A 20,009-nucleotide genomic window follows, 5' to 3' on the forward strand; every position below is an offset into this window, starting at 1 on the left:
CCTGTGTGGGTAAAGTCAGAGTAATCTGTTGGTATTGAGTACGGGATTATTGTTTTCATAGTCAATGACAATGGCGTAAATGCCGCAGGAGCTCCCCTCAGAAACGCTTCAGGCTCAACATCAGTACTGTTCTCTTCAGGGTCTGGTCGTGGTGGGTTAAGGAAATAAAATAAAGAGTTAAATATGCGCGATAACCATTTTACGTTTAAAAGTCTTATCACCAAATTATTATTGGCTTGTTCTGATTTAATATGTTTCAACGCGGCATTATTTATCGCGATGATGCTAATTAATTTGACATCTCCGTCTCTTTTATCGGATATGTCTGACCGGGAATTAAATTTAAAAATTGCTACCCACATTTGCCTGTCAGTAATTTGCGTGGGCTGGTTCTGGGTCAGACTGCGTCATTACACCTATCGCAAACCTTTCTGGTTCGAATTAAAAGAAATTTTTCGTACCATTCTTATTTTTTCCGTTATTGAACTGTCAATCACGGCACTGTCTCAGTGGCAGATGTCCCGTTTTGTCTGGCTGCTGACCTGGCTTATCACGCTGGTGATTATTCCTGTCTGTCGCTCCGTTTTTAAACGCGTCTTAAATAATTATGGCCTGTGGAAAAAACAGACCATCATTATCGGCAGCAGTAAAAATGCCCAGGAAGCGTGGGAAGCGCTGCAAAGTGAAGAAGTCATGGGATTCGATGTCATTGCCTTCTACGACGTTGATGGGACCTGCCCTCAGGACGTCATGTCGGGCGTTCCTGTTCTGCGCGACGAACAGGACGTATGGAAGCTGACCAATGCGGACACCCAGTTCATCGTGGCGGTGGAATTCGAGCAAAGCCAGTACCGTGATATGTGGCTGAAATCACTGGCTATGCACAACTGTCGCTCCGTTTCTGTCATTCCGACGCTGCGCGGCGTACCGCTGTACGGTACCGATATGGCCTACATCTTCAGCCATGAAGTCATGATCCTGCGCGTGCAGAATAACCTGGCTAAGCGTACGTCACGCTTCCTGAAGCGCGTGTTCGATATTGTCGGCGCACTGTCTATCATCGTCATGCTGCTCCCCGCGCTGCTGGTGCTGGGTTTTCTGGTCGGCCGGGATGGCGGTCCACCGATTTATGGTCATGAGCGCGTGGGCATGAATGGCCGTAAATTCAAATGCCTGAAATTCCGTTCGATGGTGATCAACTCCAAAGAAGTGCTTGAGGAAGTGCTGCGTACCGATCCGGTCGCCCGTGCTGAGTGGGATAAAGATTTCAAACTTAAAAACGATCCACGCATTACCAAAGTCGGCCACTTCATTCGTAAAACCAGCCTGGATGAGCTGCCGCAACTGTGGAACGTCGTTCGGGGTGATATGAGTCTGGTAGGACCGCGTCCTGTCATCGAAGACGAGCTGGCACGCTACGCCGGTGACGTGGATTACTACCTGATGGCCAAACCCGGCATGACCGGACTGTGGCAGGTCAGTGGTCGTAACGACGTAGATTATGAAACGCGCGTCTATTTCGATTCCTGGTACGTGAAAAACTGGTCGTTGTGGAACGATATCGCCATTTTGTTCAAAACCGTCGGTGTCGTGCTTAAGCGTGATGGTGCTTATTAACCGCAGGAAAAAGGTGCCAGCCTCTCTCTGACAGCACACGACAGGGGAGCGGGTTGGTACATTTTTCTAAAAAAAAGCGGTACGGCATTGATAAACAGCAATGTTCTGCTTTGCTTTATTTCTTTCTGGGTAAAGCGCGTGATCGGTAAAAGACAGGAGCTAAGAATAATGAACGACATGTTCAGTGCCTGAGTCAGGATAGTTTACTTTTTTTGAGCGCTTACACAGCGGCGTACTTGCCTCTATCAAACATTAACTGATAGCGAAGATCTAAATGATTACAATGAAAATGAAGATGATACCTGTTTTGGTATCTGCCACGTTTATGGCCGGCTGTACCGTCGTGCCGGGGCAAAATTTATCCACTTCGGGAAAAGATGTCATTGAGCAGCAGGACAACAACTTTGACATCGACAAGTACGTTAACGTGTATCCGTTAACGCCGAGCCTGGTGGAAAGAATGCGTCCTAAGCCACTGGTAGCACAAGCCAACCCGTCACTGCAAAATGAGATTCAGAACTATGAATACCGTATCGGCATTGGTGATGTGCTCACCGTGACCGTATGGGATCACCCTGAACTCACCACGCCCGCTGGTCAGTACCGCAGTGCAAGCGACACCGGTAACTGGGTCCATTCAGATGGCACCATTTTCTACCCTTATATTGGTCGGGTCCGTGTCGCAGGCCGGACCGTAGGGGAAGTGCGTAATGAGATCGCGCGTCGCCTGGCACAGTACATCGAAAGTCCTCAGGTTGACGTCAGCATTGCTTCCTTTAAGTCACAGAAAACTTACGTAACCGGTGCGGTGACCACCTCAGGTCAACAGCCTATTACCAACGTTCCGCTTACTATCCTGGACGCAATTAACGCCGCGGGCGGACTGGCTGCGGACGCCGACTGGCGCAACGTGGTTCTGACGCATAATGGCCGCGAACAGCGCGTGTCATTGCAGGCGTTGATGCAGAATGGCGATCTGAGCCAAAACCATCTGCTTTATCCGGGCGACATTCTGTATGTGCCGCGCAACGACGATCTGAAAGTCTTCGTTATGGGTGAAGTGAAACAGCAGGCCACCCTGAAGATGGATCGCAGTGGCATGACGCTGGCGGAAGCGCTGGGCAATGCGGCGGGCATGGATCAGACCACGTCGGATGCGACCGGTGTCTTTGTTATCCGTCCGACACGCGGCACAGACCGCAACAAGATCGCCAATATTTACCAGTTGAACACCAAAGATGCTGCATCGATGGTGATGGGTACCGAATTCCAACTCGAACCTTACGATATCGTCTACGTGACCTCGACGCCGCTGACGCGTTGGAACCGCGTGATATCGCAGTTGATACCAACCATAGCCGGTGTTAACGATGCGACGCAGGCCGCACAACGCATCCGCAACTGGTCGAACTAAGGTTTCGCCATGATTAAGTCTGTGTTAGTCGTCTGCGTAGGCAACATCTGCCGCTCTCCTACCGGAGAGCGCCTGTTCAAACGTGCGCTGCCGCAACTCTCTGTCGCCTCAGCTGGTCTGGGTGCCCTCGTCGGGCACGCGGCGGATAAAACCGCCTCTGACGTCGCGGCCGATAACGGGTTGTCACTGGAAGGGCACGAGGCCCAACAGTTAACGGCCAACCTGTGTCGGGAATATGACCTGATTCTGGTGATGGAAAAGCGCCACATTGAACAGGTTAACCGCATTGACCCGGCAGCGCGTGGCAAAACGATGCTGCTTGGGCACTGGCTCGATCAGAAGGAAATTGCGGATCCGTACAGAAAAAGCCGTGAGGCCTTTGAAGAGGTTTACGGGTTACTGGAACACGCCACTCAGAAATGGGTCAGCGTTTTAAGCCGATAGTTGGGATTATCCATGAATAGTAAAAATAAAGTCATGACCGCGCCACGCGAGGAATCGAATGGATGGGATCTGGCACACCTTGTGGGACAGCTGATTGATCACCGGTGGGTGATCGTCGCTGTGACCGCTTTTTTCATGCTGGTGGCAACCCTTTACACCTTGTTTGCAACGCCCATTTACAGCGCCGATGCGATGGTTCAGGTCGAGCAAAAGAACACCAGCACCGTTCTGAATGAACTGCAAACGCTGATGCCGACCACGCCTGCTTCTGACACTGAGATTCAGATTCTGGAATCACGTATGGTACTGGGCAAAACCGTTCAGGACCTTGGTCTGGACGCGGTGGTCTCACAGAACTATTTCCCGGTTATCGGTAAAGGTCTGTCACGCCTGATGGGCAATAAACCGGGCGAGGTCGCGGTTTCCCGTCTGGAGATCCCACGCACTATCGACAAACGCAGCGTTAAGCTGGAAGTGACCGGAAAAGACAGCTACACCGTTTCGGCTGACGGGGATGAGCTGTTTAAAGGAAAAGTCGGGCAGTTTGAAAAACACGGTGATGTCAGCATGCTGGTCAGCGATATCAATGCTCAACCCGGCACCACATTTACCGTCACCAAACTGAACGAGTTGCAGGCGATTAACAGCATCCTGTCTAACCTGACCGTCGCGGATAAAGGAAAAGATACTGGCGTGCTGGGCCTGCAGTATGTGGGTGAAGACCCGGATCAGATCAGTAAGGTGCTGAATCAGATCGTCAACAACTACCTGTTGCAGAACGTTCAGCGTAAATCTGAGCAGGCGGAGAAAAGCCTGGAGTTCCTGAAAACGCAACTGCCTGAAGTCCGGGCCAAACTGGATCAGGCTGAAGATAAGCTGAACGCCTTCCGCCGCGCGAATGAATCCGTTGACCTCTCACTGGAAGCGAAATCGGCACTGGATTCTTCCGTCAGCGTACAGAGCCAGCTTAACGAGCTGACTTTCCGTGAAGCCGAAGTGTCGCAGCTGTTTACCAAAGATCACCCGACCTATCGTGCGCTGCTTGAGAAGCGCAAAACGCTGGAAGATGAGCAGGCTGAGTTAAACAAGAAAATTGCGCAGATGCCGAAAACCCAGCAAGAGATTCTGCGTCTGACCCGCGATGTGCAGTCAGGCCAGGAAATCTACATGCAACTGCTTAACCGTCAGCAAGAGCTGAGCATCAGCAAGGCCAGTACCGTGGGTGATGTTCGCATCATCGACCAGGCGGCCACCGCTAACGCACCGGTAGCACCGAAGAAGCTGTTGATTATCGCCGCCAGCTTTATCCTGGGCCTGATGGTTTCCGTGGGCGTGGTTCTGCTTAAAGCCCTGTTGCATCACGGCATCGAAAATCCAGAACAGCTGGAAGAGCTGGGCATGAACGTCTATGCCAGCGTACCGCTCTCCGACTGGCAGCGTAAGAAAGACACCGAAGCGCTGGCACGTCGTGGCCACAAGGTGAAAACCGATCCGCATGACACGCTGCTGGCGCTGGGTAATCCGACCGATCTGTCCATTGAAGCGATTCGTAGCCTGCGTACCAGCCTGCACTTCGCCATGATGGAGGCGAAAAACAACATCCTGATGATTACCGGGGCCAGCCCGGGCATTGGTAAAACCTTTATCTGTGTCAACCTGGCGACGCTGGTGGCTAAAGCCGGTCAGAAAGTGCTGTTTATCGACGGTGATATGCGCCGGGGTTATACCCACGAACTGCTGGGTGCCGATAACAAATCCGGGCTGTCAAACGTCCTGTCCGGCAAAACGGAGTTTAGCCCGGCCATGATTCAGCAGGGCGCGTACGGGTTTGATTTCCTGCCACGTGGTCAGGTGCCGCCGAATCCATCGGAGCTGTTAATGCATCGCCGTATGAGTGAACTGCTGGACTGGGCAAGCAAAAACTACGATCTGGTCCTGATTGATACACCGCCGATTCTGGCTGTTACCGACGCGTCCATTATCGGAAAACTGGCCGGTACGTCGTTGATGGTGGCGCGTTTCGAAACTAACACCACGAAAGAAGTGGATGTCAGCTTCAAACGCTTTGCCCAGAACGGTATCGAAATTAAAGGGGTGATTCTGAACGCCGTGGTACGCAAAGCCGCTAACTCTTATGGTTACGGCTACGACTACTACGACTACGAATACGGTAAACCTACGAAAAGCTAAGCGCTAAGTGAGAAGGGGCGGGTTTCACCGCCCCTTTTGATCGCTGGCTTGCGATGACGACACGCAACGATTTGCACAGATGATTCTGGATAGAACGCACAATAAGCGACGATCTCACGTCAATCATCAGAATTCATCATCAACATGCCCTGGTCTTTCACGCAGACCCGCTGAGACAGCCGCCTGGAAGGGCTTCAGCGCTGGCCACTGTTGGCATGTGAACTTGTGGATTTAAGGAATCACACCATGGCTCCATATTGGTCAATATCAGGGTTTTTGCTGCTGCTTTCGCTGTTCGAAATCCTGGTTAAAAAAGACGAACGCACAAATTACGCTTTAACCTGGCTGCTCTGTATTGCTGCCATGATTTTGATTGTTTTCGGCGGTATTCGCGGTCTGGGCACCGGCATGGATGACTTTCAGTACCGGAGTTTCTTCGAGGACTTCGTACGACGCATTCAGATTAACGGCTTTTTTAATACCGTCGCTTTTTTCCGTTACGAACCGCTGATTTTCGCCATGGCCTGGCTGACCAGCCTGTTTTCGCACAATGCCAGCGTCTTTCTGTTTGTGTTTTGTGCCATTGCAGTTTCCATAAATACCTACTTCTTTAAGAAGATGTCACCCTATCCGGTGCTGGCGCTGGCGCTGTATTCCGCGCACATCTTTATTAACAAAGACATAAACCAGATTCGCTTTGGCCTGAGCTCCGCGCTGTTCCTGGGTGTGCTGTGGTCCATTTACCTCAAGCGTTACTGGTGGGCATTTACCTTTTTTATTCTGTCCTTTATGAGCCACAACACCGCCGTTATGGTGGTGACGCTGGTGCCGTTCCTGTTTATTCGTGACTGGCGCTGGTGGCCGGTAGTTATCATTCTCTTCAGTCTGCCGCTCTCCGTTGTCGGCGGTTCCAGCTTTATCGCGCTGATTGCCGGTCATTTGGGGTCACTGGGTGAAAGGGCATCGGGCTATAACAACGACCCGTCCTACGCAATGGATGGCAGTATCCTGTCAGTCTCGAACCTGAAAAACATTATGCTGGTGTTTATCTTCTTCTATTTCATGCTGACGGAAGAGCTGAAGCGCGAAAATTACGCCCAGTACCGTCTTAACTATCTGCTGATTTTAAGTTTTGCTATCGGCGGGGCGATCAGGATCTTCCTGTACAACTTCCCGTCGGGTTCACGTCTGTCCAACTATTTGCAACAGGTCGAGCCGATTATTCTGACCTCGCTCATCTTTCAGGCCAGGCGCGTCTGGAAGCCCGCACTGTTTGGCATGCTGGTTTTCTTCCTGCTCTATTACCTCTACTACAACACCATCTCCACCAAACAGGCGGTTGTCGGCTACGAAGTGGCGCAGGAGTTTTGGTTGACTCGCTAATCAACCCGGCGATCGTCCTGCCGTGAAAGGCGTCACGCAGGGGCGGTTGCCAGTCAGAACACAGGTTTTTCTTCGACCTTTGTCGATTGAATTGTTTATTTTTGAACTATTTTAATGAGGTGCTGGCAATGAAGGACATTCGTTTCTCCATCGTAATTCCGGCTTATAACGCGTCAGAATCGATTGTCACGACGCTGGATTGCGTTAAAGCACAGACGTATCGTCATTTCGAGGTCATCATCGTTGATGACAAATCGGCGGATGCCGCCGCGCTCGCCGAGGTGGTTCGCAGCGAGCGTTACCAGGACCTGGACATCAACCTGGTGTTGTCAGAGGTCAAGCTGAATGGCGCAGGTGCGCGTAACAAAGGCATTGAACTGGCCACGGGCGACTATGTCAGCTTCCTGGATGCCGACGATGAATGGCACGCCGATAAGCTACTGCAGGTCACAAAAAAAATTGCCGAACTTGAGGCGCAGGGCAAAGACAAGACCATTATCTTCAGCCAGGTGAATATCTATCAGGACGGCGCGTTCCTGAAAGTCATGCCAATGCAGCCGCCTGCTGAAAATGAAACGGTGGCGGAATATCTGTTCGGTTGTTATGGCTTCATTCAAACCAGCACGATTGTGCTGAAGCGTGAAGATGCCGCCAAAATTCAGTTCGATGCGCGCTTTATTCGCCATCAGGATTATGACTTCTGTATCCGTGCCGATCGGATGGGTTACCGGTTCGAGATGATTGACGCGCCGCTGGCGAACTATCATCTGGTGACCTCGTTCGGTTCAAAGCACAAAGGGGAATCGGTCAAGTACTCCCTGTTCTGGCTGGATACCATGAAGCCGCACCTTACCGCGCGTGATATTCACACCTATAAAGCCTTTAAGCTGCCGCTGCGCTACAAAATGGATGGCAACGCCCTGATGGCGAGCGTGAGTTTTGCCCGCTATTTCTTGCTCACTAATAAAGACAATCGCACCTACTTCCTCAACCGCGTGAAAGACAAGCTGAAAGCGCGTTTTGGCGGTGAAAAGGCACTTTCCTGATTCTCTTAAATGTTGTGACGTTTCTGTGCTGCCGGAAGCCTCTCCCGGTTGCTCCGTCTTTTTATTTATTCAGGTATGAAAATGACTAATCACTCTGATACCGTTGGCATCGTGATGCCTATGTATAATGCCCGCCAGACGGTATTACGCGCCGTGCAGTCCGTGTTAAATCAAACCTATCAGGACTGGCACCTCTATCTGATCAACGATAAATCCACCGATGACTCCCTCGCCTGGGTAAAAGAACAGTGCCAGGATCCGCGTATTACGATTCTGGACAATGCCGTGAACATGGGCGCAGCCGAAACCCGCAATGTCGGCTTGCGCGCGGCCAAAGAAGAGATCATTGCTTTTCTGGACAGCGATGATGAATGGCACAGTGATAAACTGCGTCAGCAGATGCAGGCGATAGCCGATGGGGATAATCTGGTTATTACCGAATATCATTATAAAACCCGCAAAGCTGACCACGATATCCGCTACTCGAAGCCGTATTTACAGCAGGACAACTTCGTAAAAAAACAGTACCGTGTCTGCTTCTCTTCCGTGTGCTTTCGCCGTCCACCAGGCGGTATTTTTTTCCAGCGCAAAGGTCATGAAGACTTCCTTTTCCTCTACGAACTGTTTAGCCGTTATAAACAGGCCAGGATAATTCAGACAATTCTGGTGAATTATTATGAGCTGGGCGATTCTCTGTCGCGTAATAAAAATAAAGCCGCGAAATGGCACCTCGAACTATTAAGAATTATCTATAAAAACAATCCGTTAAAAATCTATTACTATTACGCCTGGTATATGGTGAACGGTGTGCTTTTTAGCCTGAAACACCGTTAAGCCGATCGGCAGGATTGTCTGTAAACTTTGAGGTGGATAACGTTTCATGAAAAAAATCGTCCTGGTGATCAAAGACGCTTACTCGTATGCCGGCACCGAGAATATCTGTAACTTTATGTCGGAATGCCTCGGTGATGAGCACGACGTCACCATTTACTCGCTGGAAGGGCACGGTCAGCCGTTTTACCCGTTTGAAAAGGTTAAGCGCATCGTCAGCTTTGAAGGGGAAAGTAACCCGATTAAAAGTGCGGTGGCACGTATCCAGCAGGAAGGCTTTGATACCGTGTTTTTGATCAGCATGGGCCGCCTGAGCGTGATGTTTGCGTTCTGGAATCTGATGACGTTTAAAAAGAAACGTTTCAAAGCCTATGCCTGTGAGCACGTGGCCATCAACTCCTTTAGCAAGCCCATTAAATTCCTCAAATTCCTGCTTCTGCGCTACTACGACCGCGTGATTGTGTTGACGGATAAAGATCATCAGGTCTTTCAGCGCTGGCACATTCCCAGCCAGACCATCCCCAACCCGGTCGTATACAAAGCCTGGCAACGCACCTCGCGTCATCGCCAGGCGCTGGCAGTCGGCCGTCTGGACAATCAAAAGGGTTTTGACCTGCTACTGGATATCTGGCGCGACTTTGCCAAAGCCCATCCAGACTGGACCCTGGTCATTGCCGGTGACGGCGAGCTGCGCCAGCAGTTGCACGATCAGGCTGCTGTGCTGGGCATCACCTCCAGCGTGAAGTTCGTCGGCAAAGTCAGCAACATCAACGACTACTATCGCGACAGCGATATGGCGCTGATGACCTCGCGTTATGAAGGTTTACCGCTGGTTTTGCTGGAAGCCAAATCGTGGTCGTTGCCGGTGGTGGCGTATGACTGCCCGACGGGTCCTCAGGAGATCATCAATCACGGTGAAGACGGCTTCCTGGTGCCAATGAACAAGAAAAGCGAATTTCTGGCGCGGATGGAGCAACTGGCGAGCGATGATGCCTTGTTCTACGCCATGAGCGAAAAAACCCAACACACTGCGCTGAGATTTGACGGCAAGCAGATTAAACAAAGCTGGCTGGCGCTGGTGTAAACGGGCGGGAGATGCTCATTTTTGCTGTGCCTCATGGGACACCTTTTATGGCTGAGTTTACGGCCTTCATGACGACGGGATTTACTGCATGAAAAGAAGAGAAGTCTTGCAAACCGCAGCCTCCGCCCTTGTCGGTGCGCTTTCCGTGAGCACGTTTTCCAGTTATGCCGCCAAAAATACGGGCCTGGCGCTGAAATCGGTTGATGCAACGGCGATCCCGAAAGGGGATGTTCCCATTCTTACCCCTGAAAATGTGTACGCCATGCCACCGCAGTTTTGGCAAAATTTTCAGGGGAAGCTGTGGATTGGCAAAGCAGGCAGCGATGCCCGCCAGCCCGGTAACCAGATTCCGGTCTTTTTGCGCGATGCCAACGGCAATCTGGCGCAAATCACCCAGCCGATTACGCTGAACAAAGGCAATTTTGATCAGTTCGTCAAAGACAATGCGGCGCTTATCGCTAATCCGTCGCACGCTATGGCGCTGGAGGACAGCAACGGACAGACCGTATTCAACATTCCGGATGTCAGTCAGCCGGGTCAGGCCGCTTTTAGTCAGCGTCTGGCGCAGCCTGCCGGTTATCAGCTCATCGGGGAAATTCCTTCTGTCGATGATCTGCGTAAAACGCGACCGCTGTTTGAAGGGGCAAAGATTAAGCTGAAGAGCTGGCATCCCGGCCTGGAAGTGGGCGGGGGCGAGTTTGTTGGCAGTTTTCAACCCGCTCAGGACGATCAGGGCGTGATTTTCAGCGGCGACGGCTTTCACTGGCGCCGCGTGGTGGATGACTATAACCGGCTGTCCCTGTTTGACTTCGGCGCGATCGCCGACGGCAAAACCGACAGCGCGCCCGCCATTAAAGCCATGTATCAGTGGTCACAACAGAGCGATCAGCCTATCTGTGTCCAGTTCCCGGCAGGCACCTTCTTCGTGACAGGCTGTGACTTTGGTGAAGAACAGCGTCGCTTTTTCCGTATCTCCGGGGCCATGGTCAACTTCGGCTACTTCCCGGCGACCACCATCGTTTCTGATGGTCAATCCCCGTTTGTGTTTGAGGTCAGCGCCCGCTGGGTGGAAATCTCCAACCTGATTTTCAATGGCAATACCGATACGAAGCCGAACAGGCAGGGTCTGTTCCGCAATACCTGTCCGGGAGGGCAATTCTTCCGGGGGGCCTGTCTGCGTTTCAACAACGTTGGTGGCACCGCGCTGAGTCTACTGGATACGCTGGACTGTAAAATTGACCAGTGGTACGCCTCGGCCTGTACTGGTGATGTCATTCAGGCCGGCTGGTCAGGACAGAAGAAGGGCAACTGGGATCACAGCACGGCGATTGAGCTTTCCAACTTCAATGCGCAGCACTGTAAAGGTGGCAAGGTCCTGAATCTGCCGCGCTGCAGTCAGTCGCTGATTCATAACGGCTGGATTGAACACTGCGACAATCCCGGCGATATCTCCAATGGTCAGTGGATTATTGATGCGCTCAGTCTGGAAGATTGCAAAAACCCGCTTATCGCCTGGCACTCGCGCCTGAATACGCGCCAGACCAACCTGCAGTCGGGGAGCTGGATTGATAACTCAGAGCAGGGCGATCGCTGGTTAAGCGCCTGGGAGATGGGATCGACCCGCGTTGAATCCTACGGCGTCGCGATTGATGGCAGCCTGAAATACAACTATCTCACTTCGCGCTGGTTGCTGGAAAACAACACCAGTCAGCCCGTGTGGTACGAACTGGCTAACCTTTATTCTCCTACTGTCGGTGACTCGTGGGAAATCGAGGTCTTCGGCCAGTCGCAGTTTAACAACGGCACGGACAGCGAACCGCTGATGAATCTGATCGACGGCAGAAACACTGGTGGTCGCGCGGTGATTCATGTACAGCGTAAGAAAGATCACGCTGAAGCCAGCTGGTCAGCGGAGGGCAGCAGCCCGGTGCTGGACGTGCGTTACGTGGCGAAAACGGACACCGATACACAGGTCTTTATCAGGCTGGCAGGCTGGACGCCTTCTGCTGCCATCATGATCAAAAGCACCGCGAAGGACCGTTTTGTGACCGGCCGCTGCGCACGGGTCGATGCCAAAATGGCTAAAGCTACGCCCGACAGTGGCAGCCATGCTGCACCGCAGCGCTTTAGTCTGCACAACGGCAAAGCGGGCGTCGGCGCAAATGAGCAAGGTGATCTCCTGCTGGCTTCCCGCGCGCTGTCGGCTGACAACGTGGATACCCGTAAACCAGAAGGTTTCGTGTCGGTGGTCATTAACGGTAAAACCGTTGCCTTGCCCTATTTTGCCATTAAAGCGTAATTGAGAGAGGGCTGCCCTTAGCGGCAGCCAGGGCCAACAGGATCTGGGCTGTTGGCGTGCACGTTATTGCTGTTTTTTATCAGTGTTCATTTTGCCCGTTTCGGAACTGGGCGGTTGTCAGAATTAGAAAAAATTTAATTCGGAGTTTTTATGAAAATTTTATTGGTGGGTAACCATACCTGTGGGAATCGTGGGGATGGCGCGATTCTGCGTGGACTGATTGATTCAATTCAGGCCGCGCGCAACGATGTCGATATTGATGTGATTAGCCGTTATCCAACCAGCTCCGGTTATCTGCTTCAGCAACATATTCAGCAGGACAAGCTGTTCCTGCATAACAACTCCTCGGGGAAGGGCCTGATTGGCTCAGTCAAACGTAAGGTAGCGAACCGCCTGATGCCCAACATCATGATGGCACACCTGGGTAAAGGCGGTCCTTACAAGTCATTTTCCGTGCCGCCGCACCTTAAAGCCTTTACGGAAAGCCTGAAGGATTATGATGCCATCATCCAGGTAGGCGGCTCATTCTTTGTCGACCTCTATGGCGTAACGCAGTTTGACCATGCGCTTTGTGCTCTGTTAGCCAAAAAACCTATTTACCTGATTGGTCACTCGGTCGGTCCGTTCCAGAATGCGCGCACCAACCAACTGGCAAATTTTGTGTTTGATCGGGTGGACAAGCTTATTCTGCGTGAATCGGTCAGTCTGGATCTGATGAAGCGGGATGGCGTTACCAGCTCGAAAGTGGTGGCCGGTGTGGATACAGCGTTTCTGGTTCGTGCCCGTGAAGTGGAAAACCCCAGCCACAGCCTGCAACACTGGCAGAGCGTGATCCGCACGCGTAAAACCATTGCCATCACGGTACGCGAACTGGCCCCCTTTGATAAGCGTTTGGGCGTCACGCAGCAAGACTATGAAGCCGCATTTGGCCGGGTGATTAACGCGATGATCGCGAGCGGTTATCAGGTCGTCGCCCTGTCTACCTGCACCGGTATCGACAGCTACGCCAAAGATGACCGCATGGTCGCGCTGACCCTGCGTGACCACGTACAACAGTCTGAGCATTATCACGTCGTGATGGACGAGTTTAATGACCTGGAACTGGGTGTGCTGCTCAGCGAGTGTCATCTCACCATTGGTACCCGTCTGCACTCTGCCATTATCTCGATGAACTTCGGCACGCCTGCCGTAGCGATTAACTATGAGCACAAATCCATGGGCGTCATGAATCAGTTAGGCCTGCCGCAGATGGCGACCGATGTGCAGAGCCTGATGGACGGTTCCCTGATCGACAAGGTGCAGAGCGTCCTCGCCGACTACGACGCGATCAAGCAAAACGTTGCTGCTGCCGTGGCGCACGAAAGGGAAGTGGGTAACCGAATCACTGAAGAGATTCTAAACGTAATAGGATGATGTGATGAAACTGACTTTTTTCACGATGCGTTTCCCGGTTGCCTCTGAAACATTTGTTCTGAACCAGGTCACTCATTTTATTGATGCGGGCTATGACATTGAGATCATCTCGGTATTTCCGGGGGATCTGGTCAACCGGCATGGCGCGTTTGATGAGTACGGCCTGGCAGCAAAAACGCACTACCTGCTGCCAGAAGAAAAAGTGTCGCTGACGGACAAGCTGGGACAACGCCTGAAACTGGTTTTGCCTAAAATCACCCGGGCATCCTTATTACGTTCGCTTAACGTGCGCCGCTATGGCGCACAGTCAAGCAAACTGCTGCTTCCCGCCATTGTCGCCAATGCGCGTCAGACCTATGAAGCGGATGTGTTCCTGGTGCACTTCGGCTATGCCGGTGCGCTGGCAAATAAACTTCGCGAACTGGGTATTCTGAAGGGCAAACAGGCCACCGTTTTCCACGGCGCGGATATTTCGCGTCGTCACATTCTTGACGAGCATAAGCAGGATTACCGCAACCTGTTTCAGCAGAGCGAGCTGATGCTACCGATCAGCCATCTGTGGCAAAACAAGTTGATCGAAATGGGCTGCCCGCCCGAAAAGATTCACGTGACCCGTATGGGCATCGAGCCTGAGAAATTCAACTTCCAGCCGCGCGACGGTTTTCACACGCCGCTGCGTATCGTGTCCGTCGCCCGCCTGACAGAGAAGAAAGGCCTGGATGTCGCGGTCAAAGCCAGCGCCATGCTTAAGCAGCGCGGCGGTCAGTTCCAGTACACGATTATTGGTAACGGCGATCAGGATAAGATGATGCGTGACTTCATTGCGAACGAAGCGATGCAGGATTGCGTCACCATGCCAGGTTTTAAACCGCAGGAGGAGATTCGTAAGGCGCTGAGTGATGCCGATATCTTCCTGCTGCCGTCGAAAACCGCCGCCGATGGCGACATGGAAGGTATTCCTGTCGCGCTGATGGAGGCGATGGCGGTCGGGCTGCCGGTGGTCTCCACCTTCCACAGCGGTATTCCTGAACTTATCGAAAACAACGTTTCTGGCTGGCTGGTCAAAGAAGATGACGCTGACGCGCTGGCCGACACCTTACTGAAACTGTCCCAGGGCGAGGTAGACGTTGCCCCCGTTGTTGCGGCCGCCAGACAGAAAGTGGAAACCGAGTTTAATCAGCATATCGCCTACCGCGAGCTGGCACAGATTCTGGAGCGAATGGTTTGAGTGGAATAAAGTCACAGGCGATTTGGTTGTTTGGCAGCACCTGTTTTTCAGCCGTACTGCAGGTCGCGCAACTGAGTTTTCTCGCCCGTAAACTCGAAACCCATGAACTGGGGCTGCTGGCCATTATCAACGCCATTCTGGCGGTGGCGGGCGTCCTGCAGGACATGGGAATGAGCAGCTATCTGGTACACCGCCAGGACATCACGCGCCGTGAGCAGAGCACGATCTATTGGGTTAACGTCGGCATTAGTTTCTGTACCGGCCTGGTTATGCTGGGCATTGCTTTCCCGGTTGCCTGGTTCTATCACCTGCCGGCGTTAACCGGACTGATTATGCTGACCAGTCTCAACTTCCTGGTGCTCGGTCATCTGTCTCAGTATCAGGCGCACTATATCAAAACCAAACGCATGGTTTCGCTGGCGAAAATTGAGATGGGCACGAAGCTGTTCGCCTTTCTGTGTGTTGTCGCCATGCTGGAGTTTACGTCGCTCACCGTCGCGGCAGCGATTCTGGGCCTGTTTATCAATGCGTTCACCCGTATTTTGTGCATGATTGCGCTTGGAGAGAAGTCCTGGCGGCCTACGCTGGAGTTCGACAAACAGACCTTTTTTAACGCGGTACGCTACGGAATTTACCAGCTCGGTTCGCAAACCATTAATCAGTTACGCACCCAGGCCGATGCGCTGGTGGTGGGGAAAGTGATGGGCGCTGACATGCTCGGTGTTTACTCACTGGCGAAAGAGCTGGTGCTGCAACCGCTCAAGCTGGTGTCGCCCGTGATTAACCGCCTGGCGCTGCCGCGCTTTGCCGAGAAGCAGCACGATCCGGAGCAGTTGAAGAAACTGTTCCTCAAGGGCACGCTGGTGATTATGTTGTTCAGCAGCGCGATGTATCTGGCTATTGGTATTTTGTCACCCGTCATTGTTCGCGTGCTGTATGGTGCCTCACATGAGCAGGTTTACCATCTCATTCCGTTGATGCTGCTGTTTGGCATGCTGCGCCCGATGGGCGGTCTGACTGGTGCTATTTCCCAGGCTAACGGTCGCACCAACGTGGAGTTCTACTGGAACATCGTCGCGAGTCTGGTGGTGGTGGCGGTGCTGGCCACTACCTTTATCTGGCCGAACGTCCTCTATGTCGCGCTGACGTTGTCGATTTCGCAGGTGTTAATTTCCGCCCTGGCGCATCCGTTCTTTATTAAACCGGTCATTGGCATTCGTTTTATACCCTATGCCCGACAGTGGGTGTCGGTCTCCGTACTGTTTGCGGGACTGATGCTGCTGGTCAATCACTTCAACCTTTTCGTGATGCCGGAATGGTTTGAACAGTGGCTGTAAGTGTCATTATCACGGGCGACTTCGGGTCGCCCGAGTCGTTTTATGGCTGGCCTTAAAAAAGGCAAAGGGCGTTGCATTCAGACCGCCAGAGACTCGCTTGTCTGCGGGATTGCACTTTATTTCCAAACGGCGAAAACCCAGGGAAAATCCCGAATTTGTAAGATTTCACAGCGAGTTAGTGTGGGCTTTTCAGATAAAGATTATACTTCCTTTTCCGGTCCATCCGGCATAATTGACGCATGTCTTCACTTCATTAGATGGAATAAATATGACCAAGCTTAAAGCAGTAATCCCGGTTGCGGGTCTCGGCATGCATATGCTTCCGGCGACCAAAGCCATTCCGAAAGAGATGCTGCCTGTTGTGGACAAGCCAATGATTCAGTACATCGTTGACGAGTGCGTAGCTGCAGGTATTAAAGAGATTGTGCTGGTCACCCATGCGTCCAAAAATGCGGTGGAAAACCACTTCGATACAACGTACGAACTTGAAGCGTTGCTTGAAGCGCGCGTGAAGCGCCAGTTGTTGAGTGAAGTACAGTCAATTTGTCCGCCAGGCGTGACCATCATGAACGTACGTCAGGCGCAGCCACTGGGTCTGGGACACTCCATCCTCTGTGCCCGCCCGATGATCGGCGATAACCCGTTCGTTGTCGTCCTGCCTGATGTCCTGCTGGACGATTCTACCGCTGACCATTTACGTTATAATCTGGCGGCCATGGTGGCGCGTTTTGAAGAGACCGGTCATAGCCAGGTTCTGGCGAAGCATCTGACCGATTATGACCTGTCAGAATACTCGGTGATCACGACGGAACAACCGCTGGAAAACCCGGGCGACGTCAGCACCATCAGTAACTTCGTTGAGAAACCAGAGCATCCGGCTGAGTTAAACTCAGACCTGGCGGCGGTAGGGCGCTACGTCCTCTCTGCCGATATCTGGCCAGAACTGGAACGCACCGAACCGGGCGCATGGGGACGTATTCAGTTAACGGATGCGATTGCCAGCCTGAGCAAGAAAAAAACGGTCGATGTGTCCCTGATGACCGGGCACAGCTTTGACTGTGGACGCAAGTTGGGTTACATGCAGGCATTTGTCTCGTACGGTTTACGAAACAATGCGCAGGGCCGTGATTTCCGCGAAGCGATCAAGCATATTCTGGCGAAGTAATCACTGTATAATTCGCCGCGGTTAACGCGGCAGAAAGGGAGAAGTTGAGATGGCAATTTTGGTTACAGGCGGCGCGGGTTACATCGGCTCTCATACCGTACTGGCGCTGCTGGAGCGCGGTGACGACGTCGTCGTCCTGGATAATCTGTGCAATGCCTCGCGTGAGGCGATTAACCGTGTTGAGAAACTCGCCGGCAAGAAAGCCACCTTTATTGAAGGTGATGTCCTTGACCGCGCCTGCCTGCGCGACCTGTTTGCCTCTCACCGTATTTCTGCCGTGATTCACTTCGCCGCACTTAAAGCGGTGGGTGAATCCATGCGTATGCCGCTGGAATATTACGAAAATAACGTTGCCGGTACCGTTGTTCTGCTGGAAGAAATGCGTAACGCTGGCGTCTGGAACTTCATTTTCAGTTCCTCTGCCACCGTTTACGGCGCTAACGCGCCGGTACCTTACGTTGAAACTACCCCAATTGGGGGGACGACCAGCCCGTACGGCACCTCCAAGCTGATGGTCGAATTCATTATCCGTGATTTTGCCAAAGCCGAGCCGAAGTTCAAAACCATTGCGCTTCGCTACTTCAATCCGGTTGGCGCGCATGAATCGGGTGAGATCGGTGAAGATCCGTCAGGCATTCCAAACAACCTGCTGCCCTACATTGCCCAGGTCGCTATCGGTCGTCTGGATAAGCTCGGTGTGTTTGGCGGTGACTATGATACGCCAGACGGCACCTGCCTGCGTGACTACATTCATGTCGTTGACCTTGCGGAAGGCCACCTTAAAGCGCTGGATCATCTGGACAAAATTGAAGGTTATAAAGCCTACAACCTGGGTGGTGGCAAAGGCTTCTCCGTACTGGAGATGATCAAAGCCTTCGAAAAAGCCTCGGGCAAACCGATTCCGTATGAAATCAAACCACGTCGCGATGGCGATCTGCCGGCGTTCTGGGCGGATGCGTCGCTGGCGAACCGTGAACTGGACTGGCGGGTGACGCGGGGGATTGACGCGATGATGCGCGATACGTGGAACTGGCAGTCGAAGAACCCGGAAGGGTTTAAGTGATTTTTAAAAAAACCCGCAAAAATGCGGGGTTTTTAAATTTCTGGGGTTGTTTACATTAAATCCTATTTTAATGCTTTCATTCATTATTCTATATAAAATTTTATTTTTAGAACATAGATCACGATTGAGGAAGAATAAGTAAGACAGTCTTAAAATAAAACAAGTAGAAGGGGTTATTATTACTAATAATAAATGTATAGATTAGTTAAAATATTTGTTTTTTAGTGCTCTTATTCGCATGCGACCGAACTTTAAAAAATACTTTATTGGTCTTTTCTTGATGCGAGCCTGAACTATGGGATGATAACGGTCTATGATATCAAGAATCATTAGATCAGTTACAGTAGTAATAGTTTCTGCATCAGATCTTACAATTTCGTAAGGCCAGTCATCGGTATATTTGACCTTAAGTCCTCCACATGCAACTAAATGAAAATACAGAAGCGTTTCGGGTGTCAGCGGAACTTTCTGAGTTATATAATCTTTCAAGTTTGGCAAAAAAGATTCAATAAGTTCTGATGAATTTCTGGAAAATACAAGTAACTGATCATTGAAACCTACGTTTGTAGGAATCATTTTTCCAGTAGAACGATTTCTGTATGCAAGAACTTTCGCCAATCCATAATTTCTGTTGCCAGTATGCTGACAAAAGTCAACTCCTGAGGGGATATATACAAAACCTTCGCGAATGTTTCTAAGATTAAATTTAGAGTAAAATGAAAGATCAGGGCGAGTGATTATGACTTTATCGTATTTAAAATTATTCTGGGATTCAAACTCTTTCATTAACTTGAAAACGCCGTGAATATTATAAAACATACTAAAAAATCTTGCAGGGTTTAAACTAAAAAGCCATTGGTTTTTGTCGATGAATGATGCTTCATTATTAAAATGTTCAAAATTCTTGCCATGAAGTTTATAAGAAGTCAAGTAACTACCGTAAATATTTTCTAATCGTGTCGCAACTCCTCCAGCGATCTCATGAGCATCATTTTTAGGATTGATTTTAAGGAAGCCAGTCTTATCCAAAATACCTTGATGTATTTTTAAGGGGCTGTCAGATGAGTCAGGGCCAAAATAGAAAATGTCAGCATTATTAGGGACTACTATATTGTTAAGTAATGATCCTGCAGTTATTTCAGCAGTCCTTAAGAAGCCATATAATAATACTGCGACCTTTTGATCTTTGTCCATTTTATTTCCTGTCTATAAAGTTAAAAATCTAATCTTATCTCAGTGTTTAAATTATTAAACACTTTGTTTGAAATGGTTCAGTTATTTAATAAGGGTTGCACCTAAATTTTCCAGTAAAAAATTATTTTAAACTTGTTTATTTCCTTAGCATCCAAAAGATGCCTGAAATAGCTATGCGTGGTATGTTTTCAATTATCTAATGTGCAGTGGGTTAGTATTCATATGACAACTAAATATAAAAAGTGTAAGATAAGCTAATTATATACATAGTTAAGCATGAGATAGCGAGTTTTATAATTAA

15 protein-coding genes are annotated in these 20,009 nt (G+C 50.9%); 14 read left to right on the plus strand and 1 reads right to left on the minus strand.

Annotated features, from left to right (window positions below; genetic code table 11):
* Positions 1-183: 183 nt before the first annotated feature.
* The 14 genes from wbaP to galE all read left to right on the plus strand — a co-directional run bounded on the left by wbaP (position 184) and on the right by galE (position 18,514).
* Complete coding sequence (gene wbaP, locus C1N59_RS07330; RefSeq protein ID WP_039338133.1) at positions 184-1,617, plus strand: undecaprenyl-phosphate galactose phosphotransferase WbaP; 1,434 nt, start codon at positions 184-186, stop codon at positions 1,615-1,617.
* 274 nt (positions 1,618-1,891) lie between these two features.
* Positions 1,892-3,031: a polysaccharide export protein gene (locus C1N59_RS07335; protein ID WP_033740498.1), complete on the plus strand. Its 1,140-nt coding sequence runs from the start codon at positions 1,892-1,894 to the stop codon at positions 3,029-3,031.
* A 9-nt stretch (positions 3,032-3,040) separates the two neighbouring features.
* On the plus strand, positions 3,041-3,475 hold the full coding sequence (locus C1N59_RS07340) for an arsenate reductase/protein-tyrosine-phosphatase family protein (RefSeq protein WP_006119871.1): 435 nt from the start codon (positions 3,041-3,043) through the stop codon (positions 3,473-3,475).
* Between the two features lie 12 nt (positions 3,476-3,487).
* Positions 3,488-5,665, plus strand: coding sequence for a tyrosine-protein kinase Wzc (wzc, locus tag C1N59_RS07345; protein ID WP_054633473.1), 2,178 nt, complete (start codon positions 3,488-3,490; stop codon positions 5,663-5,665).
* A gap of 246 nt (positions 5,666-5,911) precedes the next feature.
* Positions 5,912-7,048 (plus strand): EpsG family protein, encoded by a 1,137-nt coding sequence (locus C1N59_RS07350; protein ID WP_006119869.1) that lies wholly within the window; start codon positions 5,912-5,914, stop codon positions 7,046-7,048.
* Positions 7,049-7,176: 128 nt separating this feature from the next.
* Complete coding sequence (locus C1N59_RS07355; RefSeq protein ID WP_033740494.1) at positions 7,177-8,094, plus strand: glycosyltransferase family 2 protein; 918 nt, start codon at positions 7,177-7,179, stop codon at positions 8,092-8,094.
* A gap of 81 nt (positions 8,095-8,175) precedes the next feature.
* Complete coding sequence (locus tag C1N59_RS07360) at positions 8,176-8,928, plus strand: glycosyltransferase family 2 protein (protein WP_283786141.1); 753 nt, start codon at positions 8,176-8,178, stop codon at positions 8,926-8,928.
* A gap of 46 nt (positions 8,929-8,974) precedes the next feature.
* On the plus strand, positions 8,975-10,009 hold the full coding sequence (locus C1N59_RS07365) for a glycosyltransferase family 4 protein (RefSeq protein ID WP_058708406.1): 1,035 nt from the start codon (positions 8,975-8,977) through the stop codon (positions 10,007-10,009).
* A gap of 88 nt (positions 10,010-10,097) precedes the next feature.
* Entirely contained in the window at positions 10,098-12,308 is a 2,211-nt protein-coding gene (locus C1N59_RS07370) for a phage tailspike protein (protein ID WP_033740488.1), read from the plus strand.
* Between the two features lie 150 nt (positions 12,309-12,458).
* Positions 12,459-13,721 (plus strand): colanic acid biosynthesis pyruvyl transferase WcaK, encoded by a 1,263-nt coding sequence (wcaK, locus tag C1N59_RS07375; RefSeq protein WP_394550488.1) that lies wholly within the window; start codon positions 12,459-12,461, stop codon positions 13,719-13,721.
* Positions 13,722-13,725: 4 nt separating this feature from the next.
* Entirely contained in the window at positions 13,726-14,949 is a 1,224-nt protein-coding gene (locus tag C1N59_RS07380) for a glycosyltransferase (RefSeq protein ID WP_394550489.1), read from the plus strand.
* A complete protein-coding gene (locus C1N59_RS07385) occupies positions 14,946-16,286 on the plus strand; it encodes a lipopolysaccharide biosynthesis protein (RefSeq protein ID WP_033740483.1) in 1,341 nt (446 codons plus the stop codon). Before C1N59_RS07380 ends, C1N59_RS07385 begins: the two co-directional genes overlap by 4 nt.
* 268 nt (positions 16,287-16,554) lie before the next feature.
* The gene (galF, locus tag C1N59_RS07390; RefSeq protein ID WP_006119858.1) at positions 16,555-17,451 is read left to right on the plus strand and encodes a UTP--glucose-1-phosphate uridylyltransferase GalF; all 897 of its coding nucleotides are present in this window, start codon (positions 16,555-16,557) and stop codon (positions 17,449-17,451) included.
* A gap of 49 nt (positions 17,452-17,500) precedes the next feature.
* Entirely contained in the window at positions 17,501-18,514 is a 1,014-nt protein-coding gene (gene galE / locus C1N59_RS07395; RefSeq protein ID WP_394550490.1) for a UDP-glucose 4-epimerase GalE, read from the plus strand.
* 201 nt (positions 18,515-18,715) lie between these two features.
* Here galE and C1N59_RS07400 read toward each other — a convergent pair whose 3' ends face one another.
* A complete protein-coding gene (locus tag C1N59_RS07400) occupies positions 18,716-19,708 on the minus strand; it encodes a hypothetical protein (protein ID WP_394550491.1) in 993 nt (330 codons plus the stop codon).
* Between the last annotated feature and the right edge of the window lie 301 nt (positions 19,709-20,009).

It is taken from the genome of Pantoea sp. SGAir0183, from assembly GCF_043545505.1.